This window comes from Luteibacter sp. E-22, assembly GCF_049913125.1.
Lineage (GTDB): Bacteria > Pseudomonadota > Gammaproteobacteria > Xanthomonadales > Rhodanobacteraceae > Luteibacter.
The window spans coordinates 751475-776477 of record NZ_CP183975.1; the positions used below are offsets into that span (position 1 = coordinate 751475).

Here is a 25003-nt window from a genome sequence, read left to right on the forward strand (position 1 = left end):
CGTCGAAATTCATATCGCAGCCACGAAGGCGCCCCTCGACGAGGGGCGCTTTTTTTGTTCTTCGCGGGAGGTATCGCGGCTCCCCCTGCCTCAGTCCCCGCCGCCCTTGGGTTTCTGCCTATACGGCTCCGCATCGACGGTGACGTAGACCGGTTCGGGCACGTCGATACGCATGGCGGTCAGCTGGCCGCCCCACACGCATCCCGTGTCGATCGCATAGACGCCGAGGCCCGCGAAACGTCCCAGCGCGGACCAGTGCCCACAGACGATCTTCGTCTCGCGACGACGCATCCCCGGTACTTCGAACCACGGGTACATGCCGGGCTTCTGCGTGCCGGGGATGCCCTTGCCCTCGAAGTCGATGCGGCCGTTGACATCGCAATAGCGCATGCGCGTGAGCGTGTTGATCGTGGCGCGATGACGCTCGACGCCCTGCAACCGGTTATTCCAGCCGGGCGGACGATTACCGAAGAGGTTCTTGAGCAAACGCTGGTGGCGGGGGCCACCAAGTTCGCGTTCCACTTCCAACGCGGCACGCTGCGCCTGGCGTAAGGTCCAGATCGGTGCCAGGCCGGCATGGACCATCGTCCAGCCAAGCTCTTCGTCGTTATGCAGCAGCTTCTGCATGCGCAGCCATTCGAGAAGCACCGGCGCGTCATCCGCGAACAGCACTTCACGCAGCTCGGGATTCACCCGCGCCTGTGCGTCTTCGCGACGTTGGCCGATCGCCAGCAACGAAAGGTCGTGGTTGCCGAGCGTGATGATCGCCTGGTCGCGCAGCGAGTGGATCAGGCGCAACGTGGCCAACGACTCGCCGCCTCGATTCACCAGGTCGCCGCAGAACCACAGCCGGTCGTTGGCCGGGTCGAAGCGAAGCTTCTCCAGCAGGCGCTGGAGTTCGGGGTAGCAACCCTGGACGTCGCCGATCGCGTAGACGGCCATCAGTACTGTTGCTCCGTGATGCCGTTCCCGGCGTGCGCACTATCCATGGGTTCGATCCTAGTGGAGCGTGCGCGGGATCGAAAGCACGAATGCCGGGATGGGTGCATCGAAATGCGTTCCGTCGTCGGCGACCATGCGATAGCTGCCTTCCATGGTGCCGACCGCGGTTTCGAGCACGGCGCCCGAGGTGTACTCGAAGGTGTCGCCCGGTCGCATCCACGGTTGTTCGCCGACGACGCCGTCGCCGCGTACTTCTTCGACCTTGCCATTCGCATCGGTAATCAGCCAGTGCCGCGTGAGCAACTGGGCGCCGGTGTCGCCGACGTTGCGCAGCGTGATCGTATAGGCGAACACGTAGCGGTTGTCGGTCGGTTGCGATTGGTCGGGAACGAAGCGGGAAGCGACCTCCACGTCGATCGTGTAAGGGGATTTGGAGTTCATGCTGCGATTGTCAGGGACGGGGAGGGGGTGGGCAAGTGAGTCCGCAGCAGGCTTCACATCGCATTCGCGAGTTTCACGAAGTCCCCGGGGGCCAAGGTCTCCGCACGTGCACGCGGATCGATGCCGAGTTCACGAATGGTCGCCTCGTCGACCAGGCCCTTCAGCGTGTTCGTGAGCGTCTTGCGGCGCATCGCAAAGGCGGCCTTCACGACCGTGTGAATCTTCGCCGGATCGCCCTTGGGCAACTGCTCCGGGGCCAGGGGCACCAGGCGGACCACGGCGGAATCCACCTTGGGTGGCGGCCGGAAGGCGCCCGGGGGCACCGTGAAGAGCGGCGTCACCTTGCAGGCGAGCTGCAGCATCACGCTCAACCGGCCGTAGACCTTGCTGCCGGGCTCGGCAGCCATGCGGTCCACGACCTCCTTCTGGAGCATGAAGTGCATATCCTGGATCGCCGCCGCGTGCTCGACGCAGTGGAAAAGGATGGGGCTGGAAATGTAATAGGGCAGGTTGCCCGCGATGCGCAGCCGCTCCGCGCCGAGCTCCCGGGCGAGCTGGCTGAAATCGACCTTAAGTACGTCCGAATGGACGATCCTCAACTCACCGATCGCCGCAGCCCGCGCCTGCAGGGCGGGAATCAGGTCGGTATCCAGTTCGATGGCCGTCATCTTCCGGGCCACGGCGAGCAAGGGCAGGGTCATCGCGCCTTCGCCAGGGCCGATCTCGACGACGGTATCGCCATCCTTCGGTGCGATCGAGGCGACGATGCGCTCGATGTAGCGCTTGTCGTGCAGGAAGTGCTGGCCGAAGCTTTTCTTGGGGCGTGCGTTCATGGGCGGCCCCGGTGGCGGGCGAGATCGATGGCGAGGCGCGTGGCGGCGAACAGGCTGGCTGGATCGGCCCGGCCCGTACCGGCAAGGTCGACCGCCGTGCCGTGGTCGACCGACGTGCGGATGAATGGCAGGCCCAGGGTCACGTTCACGGTGCGGTCGAACGCCTCGCTTTTGAGCACGGGCAAGGCCTGGTCGTGATACATGGCCAGCACCGCGTCGTAGCGTTCACGCATGGCGGGGACGAAGGCGGTGTCGGCCGGGAGCGGTCCGATCAGGTCCATGCCTTCGCCGCGGAGGCGTTCCAGCAAGGGAATGATCGTGTCGATCTCCTCGCGACCCATGTGCCCCCCTTCACCCGCATGCGGGTTCAGGCCGAGCACCGCGATGCGCGGGTGGGGAAGTCCGAAAAGCGAGGTCAGCGCGCCGGCGACGATGCGCAGCGTACGTTCCAGCAAGTCGGGCGTGACGGCGGCGGGCACCGCGGAAAGCGGCAGGTGGGTCGTGGCCAGGGTCACCCGCAGTTCCGGACTGGCGAGCATCATCACGACCTCGGTACCGGCGCGTTCGGCGAAGAACTCCGTGTGGCCGCTGAAGGCGACGCCGCCTTCGTTGATGCTGGATTTCTGTACGGGCCCGGTCACCACGGCGTCGAAATCGCCGGCCATGCAACCATCCGCGGCCATGCGCAGGAGATCGAGCACATGTTGCGCATTGCGTGGGTCCGGATGGCCGAAATGGACATCGGCCCCCAGTGGCACATGGCGAATCCGGACACGCCCAGCGGGACGCGAGGGGATGCGCGTTCCGTCGTCGTCCACGATGTCGAGGTCGAGCCCGCAGAGGACGGCCGCTCGGCGAAGCAGGTCGCGATCGGTGATAGCGACGAGGTCGGCAGGGAGTTCGGAGGCCGCGAGGCGCGCGACCAGCTCGGGTCCCACCCCGGCGGGCTCACCGGCGGTAACGGCGAGCCGTGGCAGGGTGGTGGTAGTCATCGGCGCATTACGGCGTGGTCGAGACCTGCTTGTCGTCGGGGTCCTTCAGTTCCGGCACGCGGATATCGACGAACGAGGTCGAGCGCAGTTCGCGCAGGTAGTTCTCGTAAGCCTCGTCCGCCTTGCGGTTACCGATGGCCTGACGGGCCTGGTCACGCTGGAGCTGGTCGGTGAGATCGCTCTGGCGGGTGCCGAGGCGCTGCAGCACGATCCAGCCCGCATCGGTCTGGATGGGATGCGACACCTCGCCGTCCTTCAGCTGATCGACCTGGGCGGCGATGGCCTGGCCCCAGGCATCCTTCGCGAACCAGCCCATGTCGCCGCCGTTGTTCGCCGTGGTGTTGTCCTTGGACTCGTCCTTGGCGACCTTGGCGAAGTCTTCCTTCTTGTCGACGACGCGGGTGTAGATGTCCTGGGCCTTCTTCTCGGCCTGTTCCGGAGTGACGATCTCGGACGGCTTGATGAGGATCTGGCGAGCGTGATACTCGGTGACGATCTGACGGCCTGGCTGGCGGGTTTCCACCAGCTTGAGGATGTGGAAGCCGGTCGGGCCACGCAGGGCCGGCGTGTTCTCGCCCGCCTTCAGCGACGATACGGCGTCGGCGAACGCCGGCGGGACTTCGTCGAGGCGACGCCAGCCGAGATCGCCGCCATCGAGGGCGTCGGGAGCATCGGAGTAGCGAATGGCCGCGGCGTTGAAATCCATGCCGCCCTGGATCGCCTTGATCGCTTCCTCGGCCTTCGTCTGCGCCTGCGCGATGTCGCTGGCGCCACCGCCGGCGGGGGTGCTGATCTGGATATGCGCGAGGTGGACCTCGCCGGCCTTGTAGGTCGGGCTGGCCAGCAGGTTGTTCACTTCGGCGTCGGTGACCGTGACCTGGTCGCGGACGATGCTCTCGTGCAGCTTCTGCGCGACGATCTGGTCGGACAGCTGCTGGCGGAAGGCGGCATAGCTGTAGCCGTCCTGCTCGACCGCCGCGCGCAGCTGGTCGAGGCTCATCTTGTTCTGCTGGGCCACGTTGCCGGCGGCCTGGTCCACGTCCTGGTCGGACACGCGGATACCCTGGTCGTTGGCACGCTGGACCTGCAACTTCATGAGGACCAGGCGGTCGAGCACCTGGCGGGCCAGGACATCCTTGGGCGGCAGCTGGGCCGGATTCGATGCGTACTGCCGCACGATAGCGTTGATCGCCTCGTCGAGCTCGCTCTGCAGGATGACGTCTTCTTCCACGACCGCGACGATGCGGTCGAGCGAGCCATTGCCGACGCTCGCGCCTTGCGACGGCTGGGCCGAAGGCATCAACTGGGCCTGGGCGGGAGGCACGGCCACGAGCAGGGAAGTGGCGAGCAGGGAGTACGCGAGGATCTGCTTCATCGAATAGGGAGCCCGGGGCGCCTGCCCCATTTATTGATAGCCAAGGATAGCACGCCGCAGGTACTGGCCCGATTGCGGGTTGAGCGAGCCAATGCCCTTGAATTCCACCTCGAACATGATCGCGTTGGCCGTGGAACGGGTGTAGTCGTGTACGTAATGGCGGCCGAGTATGCGGATGGCTACACAGCAGCTGTCGTATTCGACGCCCGCGGCCGCCTCGAGCGTCCGGTGCGAGAACGTGAAGGTATTGAAGGTACCGACGCCGGTGACGGTGGTGGGCAGGATGTCGCGACGGGCGTACACCCACCGCGCCAGCGCGCGCCAACGATCGGACACCGGAAAGACCACCGATGTGTCGAATTGTTCCATCACGTTACGACGGTACCGGTAGGAGAAGTTGAGGATGCCGTCGCCCTTGATCCGGCGCTGGAGCTGGATCGTCGCCAGGTCCGTGTCACGGCCCTGTTGGAAGGCCTGGCCGTCGTCGTTCAGGTACGGGCTGGGCTTTTTGTTCGGGTTCCACTGGTAGGAGCTGTTCAGGCGCCACTTGTCGTTGAACTGGATGCCGAGCTGGGCGATGTAGTCCGACCGGCTGAAATCGGTCGGCAGGACGCCGGGCATCTGCACTTTCTGGTCGCTGAAATACTTGATCTGCCCGATGCTGGCCGACAACCGCTCCACGCCGCTGTCGTCCAGCAGGCGGGTGGTCAGGGCCGCGGTCAGGTTGTTGGCGTCCATCTGGCGGTCGGCGCCGGAGAACCGGTTGGTCGTGAACAGCTGCCAGAAGTCGAACGACATTTCGTTGGTGTCGAACGTGGGCAGGTTGGTCTGGTTCCGGTACGGCACGTACAGGTAATACAGACGCGGTTCGAGCGTCTGCGTATAGGTGTTGCCGAACAGGCTGGTCTGCTTGTCGAAGATCAGGCCGGCGTCGACGCTGCCGATGGGCAGGGAGCGCGACGGGCTCTGTTCGGCATAGTTGAAGTGCTGGTAGTCCGAATCGAGCCGGTACGCCGTGTAGCGATACTCGACGCGCGGCCGGACGAACCACGACGCACCGGAGAAGTCGGCGGCGAGGAAGGGGGCGATGTCCAGGCGGTTGCCGTCGACCTGGCCGGGAAAGCCCGGCGAGATCGGCGCCGGATCGCTCTTGCGGAAGGCCACCGCCTCGGTGTCGACGCCGGCATCCAGCCAGCTGTTGAGCGGCGTGTCCAGGTTGAACGTGGCGCGCGGCCAGCGGCGGTACGGCTCGACGTAGTTGGGCAGGCCCGCGTCGACGTTCTGGTAGTCGTCCGCGCCGATCGCGGCACTCCAGTATTTGCCACCCGTGCTGACGTAGGCGCTGGAAGTAAGCAGCCCCGTCGCCGACGAGTAGAGGTCGTTGCTGAAATCGCGGAAGTACTGGTTGTCCGAGGCCCGGTTGATGTTCGCCGAGAAGTTCCAGCCCTTCGCGATCGTGGTCGAGTTGGCGATCTGCAGCAGCCAGCGCTGGGTCGAGCCGTCACGATCGCTCGTATTGCTGATGTCGTCGTCCGGCCCCTTGTCGTGAGGCATGTACTGGAAGTCGAACGTGCCGTTGGACCGCGGCAACAGGTAGCGGAACTCGCCACCGAGCATGGCGCCGCGGTCGGAGTAGTAGCCCGGCGTGATTGTCGCGTCGTAGTTCGGCGCGAGGTTCAGGTAGTAGGGCAGGTTGAGGAAGGTGCCCGAGTGGCTCGATGAACCGAAGGTCGGATAGAGGAAGCCGCTCTTGCGCCGGTCGTCCAGCGGGAACGTGAAGTAGGGCAGGTACATGAACGGCACGTTCTTGTAGCGCATGGTCGCGCTGCGCGCCGTGCCGACGCCCGTTTCCTTGTTCAGGTTCATCGTCTTCGCACGGAACTCCCACTGGTGGTTGCCCACGTCGCAGGTGGAGTAGGTGGCGAGGGTGAAACGGCCGTGCTGCGGGTCCATCACCTTGGCGTGGTCGGCCACGCCGTTGCCGCGCGATTGCAGGAGCTGATAGCGGACGTGATCGGCATCGCCCTGGTTGGGCGTGGTCGTGCCGGTCATCCGGTCGGCGGACACCAGCATGCCCGCTTCCTGGTAGCGGACATTGCCGCGAGCATCGTAGGCCGTGGAATCGGAGTTGTAGGTGACGTCGTCGGCGCGCATCACCTGGTCGGCGCGCTCCAGGCGCACGCCGCCGGTCATGTGGTAGAGGTTCGGCTCAGGGCTCTCGACCTTGATGCCGCCGGTGTCGCCGTCGAGGCCCGAGTGGATGTCGGTGACCGCGGTGTCGCGCAACGTGCTGTCCTTGGTGATGCCCGGCTCGTAGAAATCGAGCATCGCGTTGGGACGGCAGAGGACGTAGCTGACCGGCCTCGGCGGGCAGACGAACGAACCCAGGGCGCAGGTTTCCGCGGGCGCCGGCGTGTTCGCGCGGCTTTCCCCCTGGGTTGGCGCGGCCGTCTGGGCCGATGCGTCCCAGGCGGCGCCCGAAACGATGAGGGCGACGGCGGTCGCCAGCAGGCGGCGTTTAGGCAGGATGCTGATGCGTGACGTCACAGGCTCGGTCTTGTCCGTTCGAAAGGCCGCCAACTTAGCAGAATCGCCAACCCCACCGCACGATGGCACGTCGCCCATGAGCATGATCCCTCGAAGGATGCGGCGGCGATCGCCGCACCGGCCGGACGAGCTTACACCGCCGGATCAGCCGCGCGGACGGCGCTCGTGCTGCCAGAGCACCTCGCCGTGGCCGCTACGGCGGGCCAGCACGCGGGCGATGACGAAGAGCAAGTCTGAAAGCCGGTTCAGGTAGCGCTGCGCTTCCGGACGCACCTCCTCGACCCGGCCGAGGGCGACCACCTCGCGCTCGGCCCGGCGACAGACCGTGCGGGCCAGGTGGCAGGTGGAGGCCGCCATGCCGCCGCCGGGCAGGATGAAGTCCTTGAGCGCGGGAAGGTCGGCGTTGAAGGCATCGAGCACTGTTTCGAGGCGGTCGATGTCCCGTGCCTGGACCATCGCCATGCCCGGGATGCACAGTTCGCCCCCCAGGTCGAACAACTCGTGCTGTATCTGGACGAGGGCTTCCCGGATGTCGTCGTCCACGCCATCGGAGGCCATGACCATGCCGATGGCGCTGTTGAGTTCGTCCACGGTGCCATAGGCGGCGACGCGGAGGGAATCCTTGCCGGTGCGGCTGCCATCGCCCAGGCCGGTGCTGCCGTCGTCGCCGGTGCGTGTGTAGATCTTCGAGAGTCGGTTGCCCATCCACGCATTCTATCGGGGCCGATCGCCACTGCGGCAGGGGGCCGCAGCATCGGCGCCTTCACCCGGCGAGGGTATGATCCGCGGATGAGCCCGTCCGAACCCATCCTCATCGTCGGCGGCGGCCTGGTCGGCGCCAGCCTCGCCATCGCGCTCGACACCGCCGGCCGGCCTGCGGTCCTTGTCGAAGCATCCGCCCCTCGCGTGGGCGAGCAGCCCAGCTACGACGAGCGCAATCTCGCCCTTGCCCGTGCGACCGTGAACGGCTTGGAGGCCATCGGCGTGTGGGACCTGGCCCGGCACCGGGCCACGCCGATCACGCATATCCATACGAGCCGCGCCGGCGACTTCGGCAGTGTTCGCATGGATGCCGCCGCCGAGGGCGTCGACGCCCTCGGCTGGACCTTGCCGGCACGGGAGCTGGGCGCGGCCTTGCTCCAGCGGCTGGAAACCTGTCGCCACCTGACTCGGCTGGCGCCCGCACGGGTCGAGGCCATCGAGCCGGTCGAGGGCGGGTGGGGGGTCACCATCGCGTCGAATGGGCAGCGGCGACGCCTGGAGACCCCGTTGCTGGTCGGGGCGGATGGCACGGCATCTGGCGTGCGCACGCAGTTGGGCATCGGTACCCGCGAGCACGATTACGGGCAGGCCCTGTTCGTCAGCACGATGACGCCAGGACGGGACCCCGCAGGCCGCGCGTTCGAGCGTTTCACCGACCAGGGACCCGTCGCGGTCTTGCCGCTCGCCGAACGGCGCATCGGCGTGGTGCTGACCGTGCCCGCCGAACGTGCCGACGAGGTGGCGGCCATGGACGACGAGGCCTTCCTGGCCCTCGCCCAGGAGCGCTTCGGTTGGCGCCTCGGACGCCTGGACCGCCCCGGCAAGCGCGCGCCCTATCCGATTCGCCGGGTCGCCGCGGAATCGCTGACGGCGCCCCATGCCGTGCTGGTCGGCAATGCGGCGCAGACGGTGCATCCCATCGGGGCACAAGGATTCAACCTCGGTCTGCGCGATGCGCTGACCCTGGCCGAACTCGTGGTGGCCGCCGACGATCCGGGCGCCGCCGCCCTGCTTGGCGAATATGTGCGCCGGCGCACGCCGGATCGCGAGGGAACGATGGCGATGAGCCACGGCCTGGTGCGTCTGGCATGCATGGAGCAGCCCTTGCTGGGGCCGCTGCGTTCGCTGGCCATGCTTGCACTCGACCGCGTGCCACCCCTGCGGCATGCCCTGAGCCGGCGCGGCATGGGGTTTCGCGCGAACGCGCCCTTCGCCGTGAGGGAGAAGACGCCGTGAGCGATACCTGGACCAACGCCGGATCATCGCGCCGGCGCAACGGAGGCCTCCTCGACGTGGCCGTGGTGGGCGGTGGCATGGTCGGCGCGGCGGCGGCGCTGGCCCTGGCTCGCGCCGGTTTCTCGGTGGCGCTGGTCGATGCACGCGAACCCGCTCCCTGGGCCGCCGCCGACGAAGTGGACCTGCGCGTGGTGGGGCTCGCCCCGTCGTCCGTCGGCCTGCTCGATGCGCTGGGAGTATGGACATCCATCCAGGCCGCGCGTGCGTCGGCCTATGAACGCATGGTCGTATGGGATGCGGAGAACGGCGCCACGATCCGTTTCGACGCGGCCGATGAAGGACGTGACGTGCTCGGCTACATCGTCGAGAACGGGCTCGTGCAGGCGTCGCTCTGGCACGCGTTGGACGATGCCGGGGTGCGCCGTATCGTTCCCGCCGAGGTGGTCGCGTATGCGGCGCGCGACGATCGGGCCCAACTGGACCTGGCCGATGGACACATCGTTGCCGCCCGCCTGGTCGTGGCCGCGGATGGCGCGGAGTCGCCGTTGCGCGCGATGGTGGGTATCGGTACGCATGGGCGCGACTATGCCCAGCGTGCGGTGGTGGCGCATGTCGAGACGGCGCGTCCGCATGAGCGGACGGCGTGGCAGCGGTTCCTGCCGACGGGCCCGCTGGCGCTCTTGCCGCTCGCCGATGGGCGCAGTTCCATCGTCTGGTCGCTACCGGATGCCGAGGCGACGCATGTGTTGGCGCTCGATGACGCCGGCTTCCGCGACGCACTCGGCGTGGCCAGCGATTTCCGCCTGGGGGCCATCGGCGCGGTCAGTCGCCGCGCCGCCTTTCCCCTGCGCCTGAAGCTCGCCGACCGGTACGAAGCCGACCGGCTGGTCCTTCTCGGCGATGCCGCCCATGCCGTCCATCCGCTGGCGGGGCAGGGCGTCAACCTGGGCCTGCGCGACGTGGCCGAACTCCGAGACACCCTGGTCGAGGCGCGCGAAGCGGGCCGCGATATCGCCGCCGCGCACGTGCTGCGCCGCTACGCACGCCGTCGCCGCAGTGCGGACGGGCTCGATGCCTGGTCGTTCGACGCCCTGGAACGCGTCTACGGATGGAAGGCCACCCCGCTGGTCGCCATGCGAGGCGTGGGGGTCCGCCTGCTCGATGCGTTCGGGCCACTGAAACGAAAGCTGGCCAGGCACGCGGCAGGGCTCTGAGAGCGGTTGCCGCATTCCCTCGCCCGGAGAGGACGCCTATGCTTGGCGGACCTTTCATGGGAGCCACGCCGATGCGCCGTTCGCTGCTTGCCTTGTCCTTGCTGGTCCTCGGTCACGTAGGTGCCGCCTCGGCGGCTATGGTCGCCAAGCCGGTGCAGTGGACCGACCAGGGAGTGACCTACAAGAGTTTCCTCGTGTACGACGATGCCGTCGCGACCAAGCGCCCTGGCCTGCTCATGGTGCCCAACTGGTTCGGCGTGAACGACATGGCGGTGGCGAAGGCCAAGGAGATCGCGGGCAAGGACTACGTGATCCTGTTGACCGACATGTACGGCGGTGGCACGCGGCCGACATCGGAAGCCGAGGCGGGCGCCGCCGTGAAGCCGCTTTATGCCGATCGCAAGGTGATGCGGCTGCGCGTGACGCGGGCATTCGAAGAGTTGAAGGCGCAGGCGAAACACGCGCCCATCGATCCGGCCAGGCTCGCCGCGATCGGCTTCTGTTTCGGGGGCTCGGCCGTGCTCGACCTGGCCCGTGCCGGTGCGGACGTTGCCGCGGTGGTCAGCTTCCACGGCCTCCTCTCGACCGACGATCCGAAGCTCGCGTCGAACATCCACGCGAAAGTGCTGGCGCTCAATGGGGCCGACGATGCCAACGTCCCCGCCGAACAGCGCGCCGCGTTCGAGGCGGAGATGCGTGACGCGAAGGTGGACTGGGCCTCCGAGGACTTCGGCGGCGCGGTGCACTGCTTCACCGAGAAGGAAGCGACGGCGGCGACGGGCAATTGCCGTTACGACGCGAAAGTCGCCGGCCGTGCGTACGCCGCCATGCGATCCTGGTTGAGCGGGGCCTTCTAGAAGCGTCTTTCGACCGAATAGTCGGCCAGTGCCGCGAGCGCGTCCCGGTAGCTCGACGCGGGCAACTCGGCGAGCGCCTCGCGCGCCGCCGTGGCGTGCGCCACCGCTTTCTCGTGCGTGCGCTCGATCGCGCCGGAGTCACGTATGGCGGCGACGATGCGATCCAATGAATCGAGCCCGCCATGTTCGATCGCGTGACGCAGCGATTTCAGCTGGTCGGCATCCGCCACCTGCATCGCATAGATCAGCGGCAGGGTGGGCTTGCCTTCGGCAAGATCGTCGCCGATGTTCTTGCCGAGCGTCTCCGCATCGGACACGTAGTCGAGCAGGTCGTCGGCGATCTGGAAGGCGTAGCCGAGTTCCATGCCGTAGCGGCGCAGCGCGGCGACCTGCGTCTCCGGCAAGCCACCCAGCACGCCGCCGAGTTCGGTGGCCGCCGCGAAGAGCACGGCCGTCTTCCTTTCGATCACGGCGAGATACGCGTTTTCGTCGACGTCGGCATTGCCGATGTTCAGCAGCTGCAGTACCTCGCCTTCGGCGATGGTGTTGGTGGTGTCGGCGAGGATGCGCATGATCCGCATGTCGTCCAGTTCCACCATCAGCTGGAACGAGCGCGAATAGAGGAAGTCACCCACCAACACGCTGGCGGCATTGCCCCAGAGCGCATTCGCCGTCTTGCGCCCGCGACGCATGTCGGACTCGTCGACCACGTCGTCGTGCAGCAGGGTGGAGGTATGGATGAATTCGACGATCGCCGCCAGCTTGGCGTGCTGCTGCCCGTGGTAGCCCGCGGCGCGCGCCGCCAGCACGTGGAGCATCGGGCGAAGGCGCTTGCCGCCGCTGGCGATGATGTGATCCGCGATGCGGTTGATCAGGACGACGTCCGACGAGAGCCGGTGACGGATCAGTGCATCGACCTCCTTCATGTCTTCCGCCGCCAGGGCACGGACGCCAGCGAAGTCGAGGGGGGTGGAACGGGCGGCGATGGATGACATGGACCAGGGTCGTGTGCGGCAGGTGGATCACATTATAGGGGCAGCCCGTCCATTCCGCGTCCATGGCCCCGGGGCGCCCTCGTCCCGGGTGGGAAAGGCATGCATCGTCCTACACCTTCGCCGGCTGGGGTCGGGTGCTCACGAACGCCGAGGGACGAGTCCGCGGGATGCTGCTGAAGGGGCATTTTTTTCAGAATTTACGTATCGCAACGGGGGGTTGGGATACGCAGACTTTCTGGGCGCGCCGATGGTTCCATCGCCGGCACGCCATCCCTTTTCCAGGAAGCCGCCATGTACAGAAAACGTAGCGCCATCGCCTTGCTCGCCACGGCCCTCATCGTCTCCGCCCCCCGCTCCCATGCGGCGAACGACGGCATCATCGACATCACCGGGCGCATCGTCGCCACGACGTGCCAAGTGGAAGGAAAACCTCCCGGTGGCGGCGCGGCGACAAAGACCGTGGCATTGGGCAGCATCAGCGCGGGTGCGCTGGCCAACCAGGGCGATACAGCCGGAGACCGTGGCTTCGTCATCCGCATTGGCGGCAACGAGGAATGTACCAACGACATCACGGCGAAGATCCGCTTCGATCCCGCGAGCCCCGCGATGGATCGCACCACGGGCCGTCTCAATGTCGATCCTGGTGACGATGCGGCCACGAACGTGCAGATCCAGATGGCGAACCGGGACGGCACACCCATCAACATGTACACCGAGGACTCCCAGGGCGTGAAAGTGACGGACCACGTCGCCGAAATCGGCCTGATCGCACGCTACTACAGCATGGGTGATGTCAAGGGCGGCACGGCCGCCTCCAGGGTCGGCTTCCAGGTCGTTTACGACTAAGCGACCCGTACAGCGGTTGCCGGCCGGGCCGTCGTGCCCGGCCGGCTCATGGAAGCGAGACGAAGGATTCCCCATGCTTCGAACGAAACCGACGATCCTGGCCATCGTCCTGGCGCTGTGTGGCATATCGGTGGCGAATGCAGCCGTCGTCATCGGCGGTACACGGGTGGTCTTTCCAGCACAGACACGCGACGTATCGTTGCGGCTGGAAAACAAGGGCGGCGATCCGGCGCTGGTCCAGGTATGGGTCGACGACGGCGACGAGCGTTCCACGCCCACGAGCGCCCACGCGCCGTTCGCCATCACGCCGCCTGTATTCCGGATCGATCCCGGCAACGGCCATGCCTTGCGCATCGTGCACGTGGGCGATGACGTGCCCCGCGATAAGGAAGTTCTCTACTGGCTCAACGTATTGGAAATCCCGCCCAAGGCTTCGGACGCCGAAAGTAAGAACGTGCTGCAATTCGCGTTCCGTCACCGCCTGAAGCTCCTCCACCGGCCGAAAGACCTTCCGTCGTCACCCGACCGGGCGGTGGCTACCTTGCGGTGGTCGATCGAGCAGGGCGTGGACGGGGCGTCGCTAAAGGTCGTGAATCCCTCGCCCTATCACGTCTCCTTCAATGCAGTCGACTTGCATACAAGCGAAGGGGCCGGGTCGCCCGTGTCGCTGGGTGGTGGAATGGTGGCTCCGGGCGCGTCACTGGGGTTTCCGTTGTCGAAGGACAGAGACAGCTTCGATACCGCCAAGGTCGATTTCGTGACCATCAACGATTTCGGAGCCACGGTCCGTGGTTCCGCAGCGGTGGACCGGTGAGCGGGGAGCGCGCGCATGCCGGTTGTCGTCAATGGGCGATGCCGTGAGGGATTGCCGTCACGCTTCGTGGTCTCGCGGAGCATCGCCCTTGCCGGATGCCTTGCCATGGGATGCGCGGCCCATGCTCAAGAAACGCCCGTGGTGGAATTCGATGCGGCCTTCCTTCCGGTGGACGAGCGTTCGACGCTCGACCTGTCGCGCTATTCACATGGCAATCCCGTGCTGCCGGGGAACTATGAAGTGGACATCTGGATGAACGGTGAATGGCAGGTGCGCAAGAACGTCCGGTTCGAGTCGAAGACAGGCCGTGCGGACGCTACGCCATGTATCGCGCATGACGAACTCCTGTCATTTGGTCTCTCCCTGGATGTGCCGGCGACGCCTGCGGATGACCCATGTCGGTCGATCGGTGAGCGCATCGATGCCGCTACGTCGCGTCTCGACATCGGCGAGCAACGCCTTTACATCGAAGTGCCGCAAGCGGCGATGATGCGTCGTTCGAGTGCTGCGGTTCCGCCCGCTCAATGGGATCAAGGTATCGATGCGGGATTGCTTGCGTGGCGTACGAACGTTCGCCACACGTCTTCTGCGAATCGCCGCCGTACCTCGGCTTTCGTGGGCATCGACGCTGGCTTGAACCTCGACGCCTGGCGGGTGCGTCATGCCGGCGCATGGTCGGGCCGGCGCTACCGCGGCCGATACGGGTTCGTGGAACGGCAGTTGGGAACGTGGCGATCGCAGCTGCGTGTGGGTGACATCGCGCCGGCCGACGACCTGTTCGCACCTGTGCGGTTGCGCGGGCTAAGTGTTGCCAGCGACGCACGCATGTCCGTCGACGCATCGGACGGTTATATGCCGCGGGTGACGGGAACGGCGGCCAGCCATGCGACGGTCAGGGTGACGCAGAACGGCATGCTGCTGCGCGAGTTGACTGTTCCGCCGGGAGCCTTCGTGATCGACGATTTGCACGCCGCCGGGCGTGGCGGCGACATCGAGGTGGATGTCCTTGAAAGCGATGGCGTCCACCGGACCTTTCGCATACCTTTTTTTCCCGTACCCGAGCTTCTGCGCGAAGGGCATACGGGCTATGCGCTCAGTGCCGGCCAGGCCCGGCCAGGTCGCGGACGTGCCGTGCCGTTGGTCCAGGCGAGTTGGCGGCATGGATTTCCACACGACATCACCTTGTATACCGGCTGGCGTCAATGGCCACGCCAGACATCGGTGGTGTTGGGTGGGGCGGTCGATACCCTGGCGGGGGCTCTCGCCATGGATATCACCCATTCCGCATTTCAGAATGGCCGGAATGGACGGTTGTGGCGCCTGCGCCACGGTAAACAATGGCGTGACGGGACGCTGGTTTCGCTCAGCGTGGCGCGTGGCCGGGAAACCTCGCTGCCTACACCGCCCACTGACAGGAGCCCTCTCGCGTCGATGCGCCGTACCGATCTGATCGTGCAGCGGGATCTCGGCGATGAGCGTGGTTCGCTGAGCGCAAGCATCAGTCACGTCTCGCGAAAGCGTGATGGAGGCACGACAGTCGACCACGCGATGTCGTGGACCCGCGGTTGGCGGCGCGCCACGATGGATCTCTCCCTGCGCAGATCGCGTCACGATACGACGGGACAATGGACGCTCTCGGTGCCGCTCGGTACGCCAGCGTCTTCGACGAACTTGCATGCATCGCTGCTTGGCGAGCATTCGGGTGGCGCTCGTATCGGCGTCAGCGGAAGCGTGGGTGACGATGGGACGCTCTTATACGGCGCAGCGCTGGCCGGGCACCGTCACGAAGGACAGCGGCTCGACGCATCCCTAACCAAGGCGCTACCGGTGGGAGAGGTATCCGCGAGCATCGAGCACACCGATTCCGTGCGGGGTGGCTCCCTGTCGGCAGCGGGAGGCGTCGTATTCCATGCCGGCGGCATCACGTTCGCACAACGCCTGGGAGAGGCAAGCGCCCTGGTTCGTGCCCGGGGCGCAGGCGGAGCCCGTGTGGGAACTGGCCCGGGTACCCGCATCGATCGCAGCGGCCATGCCGTTGTTTCCCACCTAACCCCTTTCCGCTGGAACAGCGTCGATCTCGATCCTTCGGGCCTGCCGCTGGACGTTGCCCTGGCGTCTACCCATCGGCGCGTGGCACCGACATCGGGTGCCGTGGTCCTCGTTCCATTCGTGACGGACGTGGCTACGACCTTCCTTGTGACCGCGGCTTTTGCCGATGGGACTCCCCTGCCGTTCGCGGCTGAAGTGGTCGACGACGGGGGCCGTTCCGTAGGTGTCATCGGTCAGGCGGGCCGCGTCTTCCTGCGCGGAAAGGACGCTCGCGGCCGCTGGACGGTGCGCTGGGAGGGAATCGGGGGCCGGTGCGACCTGCAGCTGCTTACCACGACGAAAACCGCCGCCGGTGATGTCCGGCACATTGGAGTATGCAAATGAACAAGACCAGGATGCGCGCCCGGGGATGCCTTTTGACGGCCACGGCCCTCGCCATGGGCGTGGTCACCATCGTCCACGCTGAAGATAGCCTCGATTTCGAGGTGCAAGGGGCGGTGACGCCTTCCTGCGGCCTCGCGCTCAGCCGTGTCCGGATCGACCTGGATACGGTGGCGGCATCCGAGTTGGGTGCCGTGGGCGATGGCAGTCGTTGGCGCGAGGCCAGTTTCACGGGAGTGGACTGCGTGGGCGCGACCAAGGCCAGCGTCACGATGCGTGCCACGGCCCACCCGGCCGATCCTCGTTATATCGCTCCCGTGGGTGGGGCCGAGGGGGTGGCCATCGAGATGCGCACGGCCGATGGCCAGGCCCTGCCGCCTGACGGCTCCTCGCCGGTGGAATTCAGCTGGATGGGCGGCATTCCGGCGCTCGCCTTCCAGGCCCGCTACATACGGGTGGGTCCGCTCAAGGCCGGAGACGCCGTCGCGACGGCCCTGGTCCAGATCCAGTGGGAGTGAGCCCCGGCCCTACGATGTGCACCGGACTCCGCCGTCACCCTACGGTTTGCCCTCCGCGCGCCCTTCGACCAAACTAACCGGTCCGACCCTGCAAGCCCCCGCCTCCGCGCCGGCTCGCTATCATGGGCGGGAAAGACACGCATACGAGGGAAATCCATGGCACGCGGCATCAACAAGGTCATCATCGTCGGCAATCTCGGCGCGGACCCGGAAACCCGTTACACCGGTAGCGGCACGGCGATCACGTCCTTGCGCATCGCCACGTCCGAAGCCTGGACGGATAAGCAGTCCGGCGAGAAGCAAGAGCGCACCGAGTGGCACCGGGTGAAACTCTTCGGCAAGCTCGCGGAAATCGCGGGCGAATACCTGAAGAAGGGTCGCCAGGTCTACATCGAGGGCTCGCTGCGCACCGACAAGTACACCGACAAGGATGGCGTCGAGCGCTATTCGACCGACATCATCGCGAACGAAATGCAGATGCTCGGTGGTCAGGGTGGCGGTGAAGGCGGCGGTTTCGCCGGTGGGCAGGGCGGCGCGCGTCCGCAGCAGCAATCCCGCGGCAATTTCGGCGGCGGCGCGGGCGGCGGCGGCGGTGGCCAGCAACGCGGCAACTTCGGTGGCGGTGCGCGCGGCGGCGACGACTATGGCCAGCCGCGAGGCGGCAATGCGCCGCAGCGCTCGGCTCCGCCGGCGAATGAAGGCTTCGACGACGACGATATCCCGTTCTAAAGTACATCTGAGATCATAAAGTAACGAAATACGACCAAAGCCCCTGTTTTACAGGGGCTTTTTCATTCCTTTGCTCATATTATTCGTTCTTGCCGTGGCATAGATGCAGCATCATCTCAACGTCACGCTTAGCCTTTAGGCTGGCATGTCATCGCGACAGGCGTTTTTGCCTTGACGCCATCCGCATCAGTAAAGAAGGCATCCCACTTGGTGGTGAAGGGTTGGTCTTTCATTGCCGAGCAATCGTAGCGAATGGTCAATGGTGCAGTAGAGTCATCGAACTGGCCATATCGTGGGGTGCAAGTAATGCCGGGCGAGCACTCCGTGACAATCATCGCATATTTAACGGGAAATCTCGGAGATCCACTGAGTGACACGTTTATTTTTACGGGGGTATCAGAGACCAGACTCACTTCGGGGTGAGTGACAGTGAACTCTTCGCATCCACGACCTTCGTGGAACATGCGGTAGCCCTTCTCAAGTCCCCGCATCGTCAGATCGCGGAAAACGTAGTTTCCGATTGCTGCGGCGTCTTCCTTGTTGGTATGGAAGCCGATCTCCGCAACGATGCTTGGCCGCGTCGCATAAGTGTTCTCTCCATATCGGCCCACGCTTGGCATGGATCCAACTGGAAAGTCTTCAAGAGAAGGGTTGGATTGCAAGCTCTCTTTGATGTAGCACAGGGCTGCGGTCGCAAGGCGCTCGTCCGCCTCCCTTCCTTTGGTGTAAAAGACGCGGATTCCCCTTGTTTCGGGCGAAGTATCTGCGTTGGTATGAAGATGAATGGCGGCATCCACTCCAAGATGATTCGCGTACAGAGGGCGACTCCTGATGTCCTGGTTGTACTCTTCCATATCGCCACCCTCACCGGGCTTGCTGTTCCAGATCTCAGGGGCATCCGGGAGCACATTTTTGAGAAAATAACGGCTCGCCATGTCTGCCCATGGGTTGCCGCTTTCAGCGTGTCTTTCTCTCGACAGGGAGCGGGCTCTGAAAACTTCTGCTCCGCTACGGGAAGTTAGATAAGTATTCAATGAAGCGGCAAATGCCGGCGTTGCGAAATCCTCGATGATTCCATTTACCAATGATCTTTGCGTGGTCCAGCCGTACTTCTTGTGGAAATAGTAACCGTGACCACCCGAGACAAGGACGCGGCTGTTACCGGCGTTTGCGGGATGAAGGAGGGCGTCGCGCCGTGACGTCTCCGCGCGTTCTTTGAGTTCCCTCTCGTAGGGGAAGTAGTCGAGAATATCCCTTCCTTCGAAAGTAAAATCCACGCTGCGAAGTGGCCCTAGTTTGTCCATGTATGCGTATACAGTGTTAGCCAACGCGTGAATCTGGTCTTCGAAGTCACCACCGTAGTACTTGGGTACGTAGCCTTTTCCAAGTTCCACTAAAAGTTCATCGCCGGACTCATTGAAGGACACCTTGCCCACCACGATAATCGGTGCCTGACCCGGCGTGCGTTCCTGCGCGTCTACCTGAGCCTGCAGCAACCCCCGCAGGATCGGTTCTAGGGAGGCTCGATGACTGGCAGTAAGTTTGGTCGAATCCTCAGCTGGCTCCGCATCTTTCGGAGTTTCTCGCTCGGCTTGTGCCGCGGAGGAATGCTCGATGGGAAAAATGGTGGCAGCGCCGAAAAGGATGACTAAACGTAGTGCTTGCGTTCTCACGGCCGTGCTTTTCATTTTCATCTCCGGTGGACGAATCGATCTGATCGCATCGATCTAACGATGCGCGGTAATCGTCCGTTCTTCCGAAGATTCGCTATAGTCACCGACGCTCTGAGAAATTTGTCAGGCCATCGAGCCTTATATTCGAGTCACCGCTGTCGGCATGTGCGACAAAGTACCATCGGTCCAAAAAGCCTACGAGAAAGCATAGGTTTTTGCCTTTCGGCGTAAGGTTCGCCAATAACGCCACGCCGATAACTCCAAAATCGGCGGTACCGGCCGGACCGCGCTTGCTCCCTCCGGATTCCTTTCCCCGAGGCCTTATCCCGATGAACAGCAAGAAAGGCGCGACCCTGCTTCTCTCCGCCGCGATCCTCTTCGGAGGAGCCATGGCCGGCGGTTCCGCCATGGCGGCGACTCCCGTGCGGAACGTCGTCCTGGTTCACGGCGCGTGGGCGAACGGAAGCGGCTGGAAGCCGGTCTACGACATCCTGGTGAAGAACGGATATCACGTGTCGGTCGCCGAGCATCCGCTGACCTCGTTTGCCGATGACGTGACCGCCGTCAAACGCATCGTCGACATGCAGGACGGCCCGACCATCCTCGTGGGACATAGCTACGGCGGCGCGATCATCACCGATGTGGGCAACGATCCGAAGGTGGTGGGCCTGGTCTATATCGCCGCGCATGCGCTCGACGAGGGCGAGACCGAAGTGGCCAACGGCAAGCGCTTTCCCAGCGCCACCAGCCAGACCAAGGACATCAAGAAAACCGCGGACGGTTTCCTTTATCTCGATCCGGCGAAATATCCCGCCGACTTCGCCGCCGACCTTCCGCTGCAGCAAGCCACCTTCGAGGCGAACGCCCAGGGTTTCACAGCGGCATCGGTGTTCGACACGCCCGCGGGTCACCCCGCTTGGAAGGACAAGCCGAGTTGGTACGCCGTGGCGACAGCCGACAAGATCATCAATCCGGACCTGGAGCGCATGTACGCCAAGCGTGCGAAGAGCCACACGATCGAGGTGAAAGGCGCGAGCCACTCGGTCTACCAGTCGCGCCCGAAAGAAGTGGCGGCGCTGATCGAGCAGGCCGCCACCCAAGCCACTCCGTGACGGAGTGGCGCTGGATCAGTGCGTCGAACCGTGCAGGGCGTGCTTGAGGTCGCGCATCTGGTCGTGCCCGCTCTTCACCGTAACGTAGGCTTCGTTGATCAGTGAGCGTGTGCCTGCGGTCACGTCGTTGTCCTCCAGGGCGTGCTCGTACTTCGCCTTGATGTGGTCTTCGCCACGCTCGACCTCGTCGACGATGGCGGTGTCATCCTTTGAACTCATCTTCGAGCGCAGTTCCACGAACATGCGGTGTGCCTTGGCCAGTACGGAACCGTCGTCCTCCGGTTTGCCACCCAGCGAGCTGACCTGCTGCTGCAGACGAAGCGCAAGCTGGCGTCGCTCGGCCGCGCGCTGCTGGAACGAGGCTGCATAACGGGTATTTCCGGCATCCTTCGCCGCCTCGCCATAACCTTCGGCGCTGTCGATGGTGGTTTCGATCAGGGTATTGAGAACCTTAATGTCATGGTCGGTACTTGTCATGGTCGTGGACTCCTCGTGATCGGAAGGATCGTTCGTGGGGAGCACGAGCTTCGCGGCCCGGGGGGGCACGAAAACGTGAAAGGCACGTCGCGCCGGTAACGACGACCGCCTTTCGTTCATGCTCCGCCGGTGCATACTCCTGCTCACACAGGTTGCACGGGAGAGCATCCATGACATCCAATCGTCGCGCCCTGGTCACGGGCGCATCGGCAGGCATCGGCGAGGCTTTCGCCCGCGAACTCGCCTGTCGCGGCCACGACCTCGTGCTGACGGCACGCCGGGCCGACCGTCTCGAGGCGCTGGCCAAGGAACTGCGTGAACGCCATGCCATCGAGGCGGTCGTCGCGCCGCTGGATCTCGCCCGGCCGGACGGCCCGGAGGCGCTGGTGGCGGCGCTCGACGCCCAGGGCTTGTCGATCGATGTGCTGGTGAACAACGCCGGCTACGGCGTCACCGGCTATTTCGACGAGCAGCCGTGGCCGACGCATGCGGCGTTCATCCAGGTGTTGATGACGGCACCCACCGAATTGGCGTATCGCTTGTTGCCGGGCATGAAGGCGCGCGGTTATGGCCGGATCGTCAACGTCGCCTCGCTAGCGGGCCATGTGCCCGGTTCCGCCGGCCACACGCTGTACGCGGCGTCTAAGGCCTACCTGATCAAGTTCTCGCAGTCGCTGGCGCTGGAAGGCAAGGGCACGGGCGTGCACACCACAGCGGTCTGTCCTGGCTTCACCTATTCCGAATTCCACGATGTCACCGGCTCCAGGGAGTTGGTCTCGAAAATGCCCGGCTTCATGTGGATGGATGCGCAGACGGTCGCCCGGCAAGGGTTGGACGCGGTGGAGGCGGGCAAGGCCGTGTATGTGAACGGCTGGGTGAACAGGACCATCAAGAGCCTTTTCAAGCTGATGCCGGACAATCTGGCCCTGAAGATGGTGGAGCGCCAGGGCCGGCGTTTCCGGACCGGACCCCACAACGCCTAGCCCACCCATGACCTCTGGCATAGGCCTCGTAGGCCGCCGGGGGCTAGCCTCGTCCGGTTTGCGGCGCTTTCCGCGCCGCCCTGCCGTCACGGGGACCATCGATGTCGATCACACGCAACGCGGCGCTTTCCGGCGCCGTCCTCCTCGGCCTGATCGGGGCCTCCGCCGCCTCGGCGCAGACCGTCACCACGGACGATTACCGGCGCGCGGACTCGTTCCTCGCCAATAACACCATGCCGCTGGTGGACCACTCGGTCCAGCGCGTAACCTGGATCGACGATGGCCATTTCTGGTATCGCGACCACGACAAGGATGGCGACCAGTTCATGAAGGTGGACGCCGCCACCGGCGAGGCCACGCGCGCATTCGATCGCGACAAGGTGGCCGCGGCGCTTTCCGCGGCGACCGGCAAGAAGGTCGACGCGAGCAAGCTGCCCGTCACCGGCTTCGTCGTCCGCCCGGACGATGGCCTGGACATCACTTCGCACGGCAAGCGGTACGTTTGCGACAAGGCTGTCGGCAAGTGTGAACTCGCCGCGGTGAAGAAGGACACGAACGGCAAGGCCTATGGCGACGAGCCCGGCCTGAAGTCGCCGGACGGCAAGTCCGAGGCCTTCATCCGCGACTGGAATCTGTGGGTACGCGATATCGCCACGGGTGCGGAAACGCAGCTGACCACCGATGGCGTCAAGGATTACGGTTACGCCACCGACAACGCGGGTTGGAAGCACACCGACGAGGCCATCCTCGTCTGGTCGCCCGATTCGAAGAAGATCGCCACCTTCCAGCAGGATCAGCGCAAGACCGGCGAAATGACCCTGGTCGGCGTCAATGTGGGGCACCCCAAGGTCGACACCTGGAAGTACCCGTTGCCGGGCGACAAGGACGTGACGATGATCGAGCGCGTCGTGATCGACGTGCCGACGAAGAAGGTCGTCCGCTTCAAGATGCCGCCCGACCAGCACCGTTCGACGATCTGCGACGACGTCTCGTGCAGTCCCGGCGTGTGGGACGACGTGCGCTGGGCCGACGATGGCAAGAGCATCGCTTTCGTTTCAACCGCGCGCGACCATACGCATGAATGGTTCCGCGTGGCCAACCCGGAAACGGGTGATGTCCGTACCGTATTCGACGAAAAGGCGAAGACCTATTTCGAAGGCGGCAACGACATGGCCAACTGGCAGTACGTGCCAGAAACCGATCAGGTGATCTGGTTCTCCGAGCGGAGCAACTGGGGCCACCTGTACATGTACAGCCTCAAGACCGGCAAGCTCGAGCAGCAGATCACCAAGGGCGACTGGAACGTCACCCAGGTGCTGCATATCGACCCGAAGACGAAGACGATCTGGTTCCGTGGCGTGGGCCGCGAGAAGGGCGTCGATCCGTATTACCAGCAGTTCTACAAGGTCGGCTTCGACGGCAAGGGCCTGACCCTGCTCACGCCCGAGAACGCCGATCACAGCGTGTCGATGTCGAAGGACGGCACGTACTTCTTCGATTCGTATTCGACGATCGACACGCCGCCGGTCGCCGTGGTCCGCCGCTCCGATACCGGAACCACGGTCAAGGAGATCGCCCGCGCCGATATCTCGCGCCTGAAGGCCAAGGGTTGGGTACCGCCCACCGCGTTCACGGTGAAGGCGCGTGACGGCAAGACCGACCTCTACGGCCAGATGTTCAAGCCGACGAACTTCGATCCGTCGAAGAAGTATCCGCTCGTGGTCTACATCTATCCGGGCCCGCAGACTGGCTCGGTGCGTACGCGCAGCTTCATTCCCTCGCATGGCGACAACCAGGCGCTGGCCGAGCTGGGCTTCGTCGTGGTGGCCGTGGATGGCATGGGCACGCCGTGGCGCTCGAAGGCCTTCCACGACGCCTACTTCAAGAACATCGGCGACAACACGCTGCCCGACCAGGTCACGGCGGTGAAGCAGCTGGTGCAGAAGTATTCCTGGCTCGACGGTGATCGCGTCGGTATCTGGGGCCATTCCGGCGGCGGCAACGCCACCGCTACCGCCATGTTCCGTAACGCCGACGTGTTCAAGGTCGGTATCTCGGAATCGGGCAATCACGACAACCGCAACTACGAAGACGACTGGGCCGAGAAGTGGCAGGGCCTGCTGGTCACCGACAAGGACGGCAAGTCGAACTACGACGACCAGGCGAACCAGAAGTGGGCATCGGGCCTGAAGGGCCATCTGATGCTCGCCCACGGCACTTCCGATGACAACGTGCCGCCCTACGAGACCTTGCTGGTGGTGGAAGCGCTGATCAAGGCCAACAAGGACTTCGACCTGGTCATGATTCCCAACGCCCACCACGGTTATGGCGCGGCCACGCAGTACATGACGCGCCGCCGCTGGGACTACTTCGTGCGCTACCTGAAGGGTGAAACACCGCCGAAGGAATTCGAGCTGACACCGATGACGCCCCCGGGCGGTTGAACCAGAAACCCCGCCTAAATGGCGGGGTTTTTTTGTACGGCCTCCCTGGAAGGCGCAGCTTCCACCGGGCAGGCTGTGGGAGCCGCTTCAGCGGCGATTACCGCCCTCGGCTAGGCCGCGTAGGCCACGAACCGCATCGCCGCCGCGTTCATGCAATAGCGTAGTCCCGTCGGATCGGGGCCATCGTCGAACACGTGGCCCAGGTGCGCATCGCACCGCGCGCAGTTCACGGCGGTCCGCTCCTCGATCAGGCTGCGGTCACTCTTCCCGGTGATGTTCCGCTTGGAGATCGGCTGGTAGAAGCTTGGCCAGCCGGTGCCCGAATCGAACTTCGTCGCCGAGTCATAGAGGGCCGTATCGCAGCAGATGCACCGGTAGATGCCGTTGTCATGGCGATCCCAGCCCTCGCCGGTATAGGGCGGTTCGGTGCCATCGTGGCGGGTGATGTAATACGACTTGCTGCTCAGCTTCGCCTTCCACTGCTCGTCAGTGAGGACGATGCGGGGTTCGACGCAGGTCCCCAGCGGTTTCTTGTCGTTGCCGAAACAATCCAGCGTTACGTTGCCGCCCTTGGGCACGGGCGCATCGGCCGCCATCGCGGGCCGCGTGGCGCGCAAGGCGAAAGGCAGGGAAATCGACGCGGCCGCCGTGGCGGCCAGCACGCCGAGGAAACGACGACGATCGGGATCGGTACGCATACAGCCTCCGGAAGCGGGAAAGGGCGCCAGGGCGCCCTTTCCATGAGACCGGCGCCACCGCCGTCCGCTTACAACCCCGCGAGGC

22 protein-coding genes are annotated in these 25003 nt (G+C 64.9%); 11 read left to right on the forward strand and 11 right to left on the reverse strand.

The features are described from left to right. Positions 1 to 90 precede the first annotated feature (90 nt). From ACN9M2_RS03230 to ACN9M2_RS03260, 7 genes are all read right to left on the reverse strand, one after another. Positions 91 to 942 (reverse strand): symmetrical bis(5'-nucleosyl)-tetraphosphatase, encoded by an 852-nt coding sequence (locus tag ACN9M2_RS03230; RefSeq protein ID WP_426286734.1) that lies wholly within the window; start codon positions 940 to 942, stop codon positions 91 to 93. Positions 943 to 999: 57 nt separating this feature from the next. Beyond that, positions 1000 to 1383 (reverse strand): Co2+/Mg2+ efflux protein ApaG, encoded by a 384-nt coding sequence (gene apaG, locus ACN9M2_RS03235; protein ID WP_306850857.1) that lies wholly within the window; start codon positions 1381 to 1383, stop codon positions 1000 to 1002. A 53-nt stretch (positions 1384 to 1436) separates the two neighbouring features. Further along, positions 1437 to 2216 carry a 16S rRNA (adenine(1518)-N(6)/adenine(1519)-N(6))-dimethyltransferase RsmA gene (rsmA, locus tag ACN9M2_RS03240; protein ID WP_426286735.1) on the reverse strand — a complete coding sequence of 260 codons (780 nt, stop codon included), beginning with the start codon at positions 2214 to 2216 and terminating at the stop codon, positions 1437 to 1439. Further along, complete coding sequence (gene pdxA / locus ACN9M2_RS03245) at positions 2213 to 3208, reverse strand: 4-hydroxythreonine-4-phosphate dehydrogenase PdxA (protein ID WP_426286736.1); 996 nt, start codon at positions 3206 to 3208, stop codon at positions 2213 to 2215. Before pdxA ends, rsmA begins: the two co-directional genes overlap by 4 nt. 7 nt (positions 3209 to 3215) lie before the next feature. Continuing rightward, positions 3216 to 4583, reverse strand: a complete 1368-nt coding sequence (locus ACN9M2_RS03250) for a peptidylprolyl isomerase (RefSeq protein ID WP_426286737.1) — start codon at positions 4581 to 4583, stop codon at positions 3216 to 3218. A gap of 30 nt (positions 4584 to 4613) precedes the next feature. Further along, on the reverse strand, positions 4614 to 7130 hold the full coding sequence (locus tag ACN9M2_RS03255) for an LPS-assembly protein LptD (RefSeq protein ID WP_426286738.1): 2517 nt from the start codon (positions 7128 to 7130) through the stop codon (positions 4614 to 4616). Positions 7131 to 7274: 144 nt separating this feature from the next. Then, positions 7275 to 7835 (reverse strand): cob(I)yrinic acid a,c-diamide adenosyltransferase, encoded by a 561-nt coding sequence (locus ACN9M2_RS03260; protein WP_426286739.1) that lies wholly within the window; start codon positions 7833 to 7835, stop codon positions 7275 to 7277. 84 nt (positions 7836 to 7919) lie between these two features. Here ACN9M2_RS03260 and ubiH point away from each other — a divergent pair, with 84 nt between their 5' ends. The 3 genes from ubiH (at position 7920) to ACN9M2_RS03275 (ending at position 11199) form a co-directional block, all read left to right on the forward strand. Then, entirely contained in the window at positions 7920 to 9128 is a 1209-nt protein-coding gene (gene ubiH / locus ACN9M2_RS03265; RefSeq protein ID WP_426286740.1) for a 2-octaprenyl-6-methoxyphenyl hydroxylase, read from the forward strand. A 77-nt stretch (positions 9129 to 9205) separates the two neighbouring features. Beyond that, the gene (locus tag ACN9M2_RS03270) at positions 9206 to 10342 is read left to right on the forward strand and encodes an FAD-dependent monooxygenase (RefSeq protein ID WP_426287853.1); all 1137 of its coding nucleotides are present in this window, start codon (positions 9206 to 9208) and stop codon (positions 10340 to 10342) included. A gap of 71 nt (positions 10343 to 10413) precedes the next feature. Then, a complete protein-coding gene (locus ACN9M2_RS03275; RefSeq protein WP_426286741.1) occupies positions 10414 to 11199 on the forward strand; it encodes a dienelactone hydrolase family protein in 786 nt (261 codons plus the stop codon). Here ACN9M2_RS03275 and ACN9M2_RS03280 read toward each other — a convergent pair. Further along, positions 11196 to 12194 carry a polyprenyl synthetase family protein gene (locus ACN9M2_RS03280; protein ID WP_426286743.1) on the reverse strand — a complete coding sequence of 333 codons (999 nt, stop codon included), beginning with the start codon at positions 12192 to 12194 and terminating at the stop codon, positions 11196 to 11198. The genes ACN9M2_RS03275 and ACN9M2_RS03280 overlap by 4 nt on opposite strands. Before the next feature lie 291 nt (positions 12195 to 12485). Between ACN9M2_RS03280 and ACN9M2_RS03285 the strand changes: the two genes are divergently transcribed. From ACN9M2_RS03285 to ssb, 5 genes are all read left to right on the forward strand, one after another. After that, positions 12486 to 13040, forward strand: a complete 555-nt coding sequence (locus ACN9M2_RS03285) for a fimbrial protein (protein WP_426286744.1) — start codon at positions 12486 to 12488, stop codon at positions 13038 to 13040. A gap of 73 nt (positions 13041 to 13113) precedes the next feature. Beyond that, positions 13114 to 13854, forward strand: coding sequence for a fimbrial biogenesis chaperone (locus tag ACN9M2_RS03290; protein WP_426286745.1), 741 nt, complete (start codon positions 13114 to 13116; stop codon positions 13852 to 13854). A 138-nt stretch (positions 13855 to 13992) separates the two neighbouring features. After that, a complete protein-coding gene (locus ACN9M2_RS03295) occupies positions 13993 to 16287 on the forward strand; it encodes a fimbria/pilus outer membrane usher protein (RefSeq protein WP_426286746.1) in 2295 nt (764 codons plus the stop codon). Next, positions 16284 to 16802 carry a fimbrial protein gene (locus ACN9M2_RS03300; RefSeq protein ID WP_426286747.1) on the forward strand — a complete coding sequence of 173 codons (519 nt, stop codon included), beginning with the start codon at positions 16284 to 16286 and terminating at the stop codon, positions 16800 to 16802. The genes ACN9M2_RS03295 and ACN9M2_RS03300 overlap by 4 nt, the downstream gene beginning before the upstream one ends. A gap of 156 nt (positions 16803 to 16958) precedes the next feature. Then, positions 16959 to 17531: a single-stranded DNA-binding protein gene (gene ssb, locus ACN9M2_RS03305; protein ID WP_426286748.1), complete on the forward strand. Its 573-nt coding sequence runs from the start codon at positions 16959 to 16961 to the stop codon at positions 17529 to 17531. Between the two features lie 128 nt (positions 17532 to 17659). Here the strand turns inward: ssb and ACN9M2_RS03310 are convergent, their stop codons facing one another. Further along, the gene (locus ACN9M2_RS03310; protein WP_426286749.1) at positions 17660 to 19219 is read right to left on the reverse strand and encodes an N-acetylmuramoyl-L-alanine amidase; all 1560 of its coding nucleotides are present in this window, start codon (positions 19217 to 19219) and stop codon (positions 17660 to 17662) included. Between the two features lie 314 nt (positions 19220 to 19533). Here ACN9M2_RS03310 and ACN9M2_RS03315 point away from each other — a divergent pair, with 314 nt between their 5' ends. Then, a complete protein-coding gene (locus tag ACN9M2_RS03315; RefSeq protein WP_426286750.1) occupies positions 19534 to 20316 on the forward strand; it encodes an alpha/beta hydrolase in 783 nt (260 codons plus the stop codon). Positions 20317 to 20331: 15 nt separating this feature from the next. Here ACN9M2_RS03315 and ACN9M2_RS03320 read toward each other — a convergent pair whose 3' ends face one another. Next, on the reverse strand, positions 20332 to 20793 hold the full coding sequence (locus ACN9M2_RS03320; protein ID WP_426286751.1) for a PA2169 family four-helix-bundle protein: 462 nt from the start codon (positions 20791 to 20793) through the stop codon (positions 20332 to 20334). A 170-nt stretch (positions 20794 to 20963) separates the two neighbouring features. Between ACN9M2_RS03320 and ACN9M2_RS03325 the strand changes: the two genes are divergently transcribed. Continuing rightward, positions 20964 to 21776 carry an SDR family NAD(P)-dependent oxidoreductase gene (locus ACN9M2_RS03325; RefSeq protein WP_426286752.1) on the forward strand — a complete coding sequence of 271 codons (813 nt, stop codon included), beginning with the start codon at positions 20964 to 20966 and terminating at the stop codon, positions 21774 to 21776. 101 nt (positions 21777 to 21877) lie between these two features. Beyond that, entirely contained in the window at positions 21878 to 24220 is a 2343-nt protein-coding gene (locus ACN9M2_RS03330; RefSeq protein WP_426286753.1) for a DPP IV N-terminal domain-containing protein, read from the forward strand. A gap of 110 nt (positions 24221 to 24330) precedes the next feature. Here ACN9M2_RS03330 and msrB read toward each other — a convergent pair whose 3' ends face one another. After that, entirely contained in the window at positions 24331 to 24918 is a 588-nt protein-coding gene (gene msrB / locus ACN9M2_RS03335; protein ID WP_426286754.1) for a peptide-methionine (R)-S-oxide reductase MsrB, read from the reverse strand. Between the last annotated feature and the right edge of the window lie 85 nt (positions 24919 to 25003).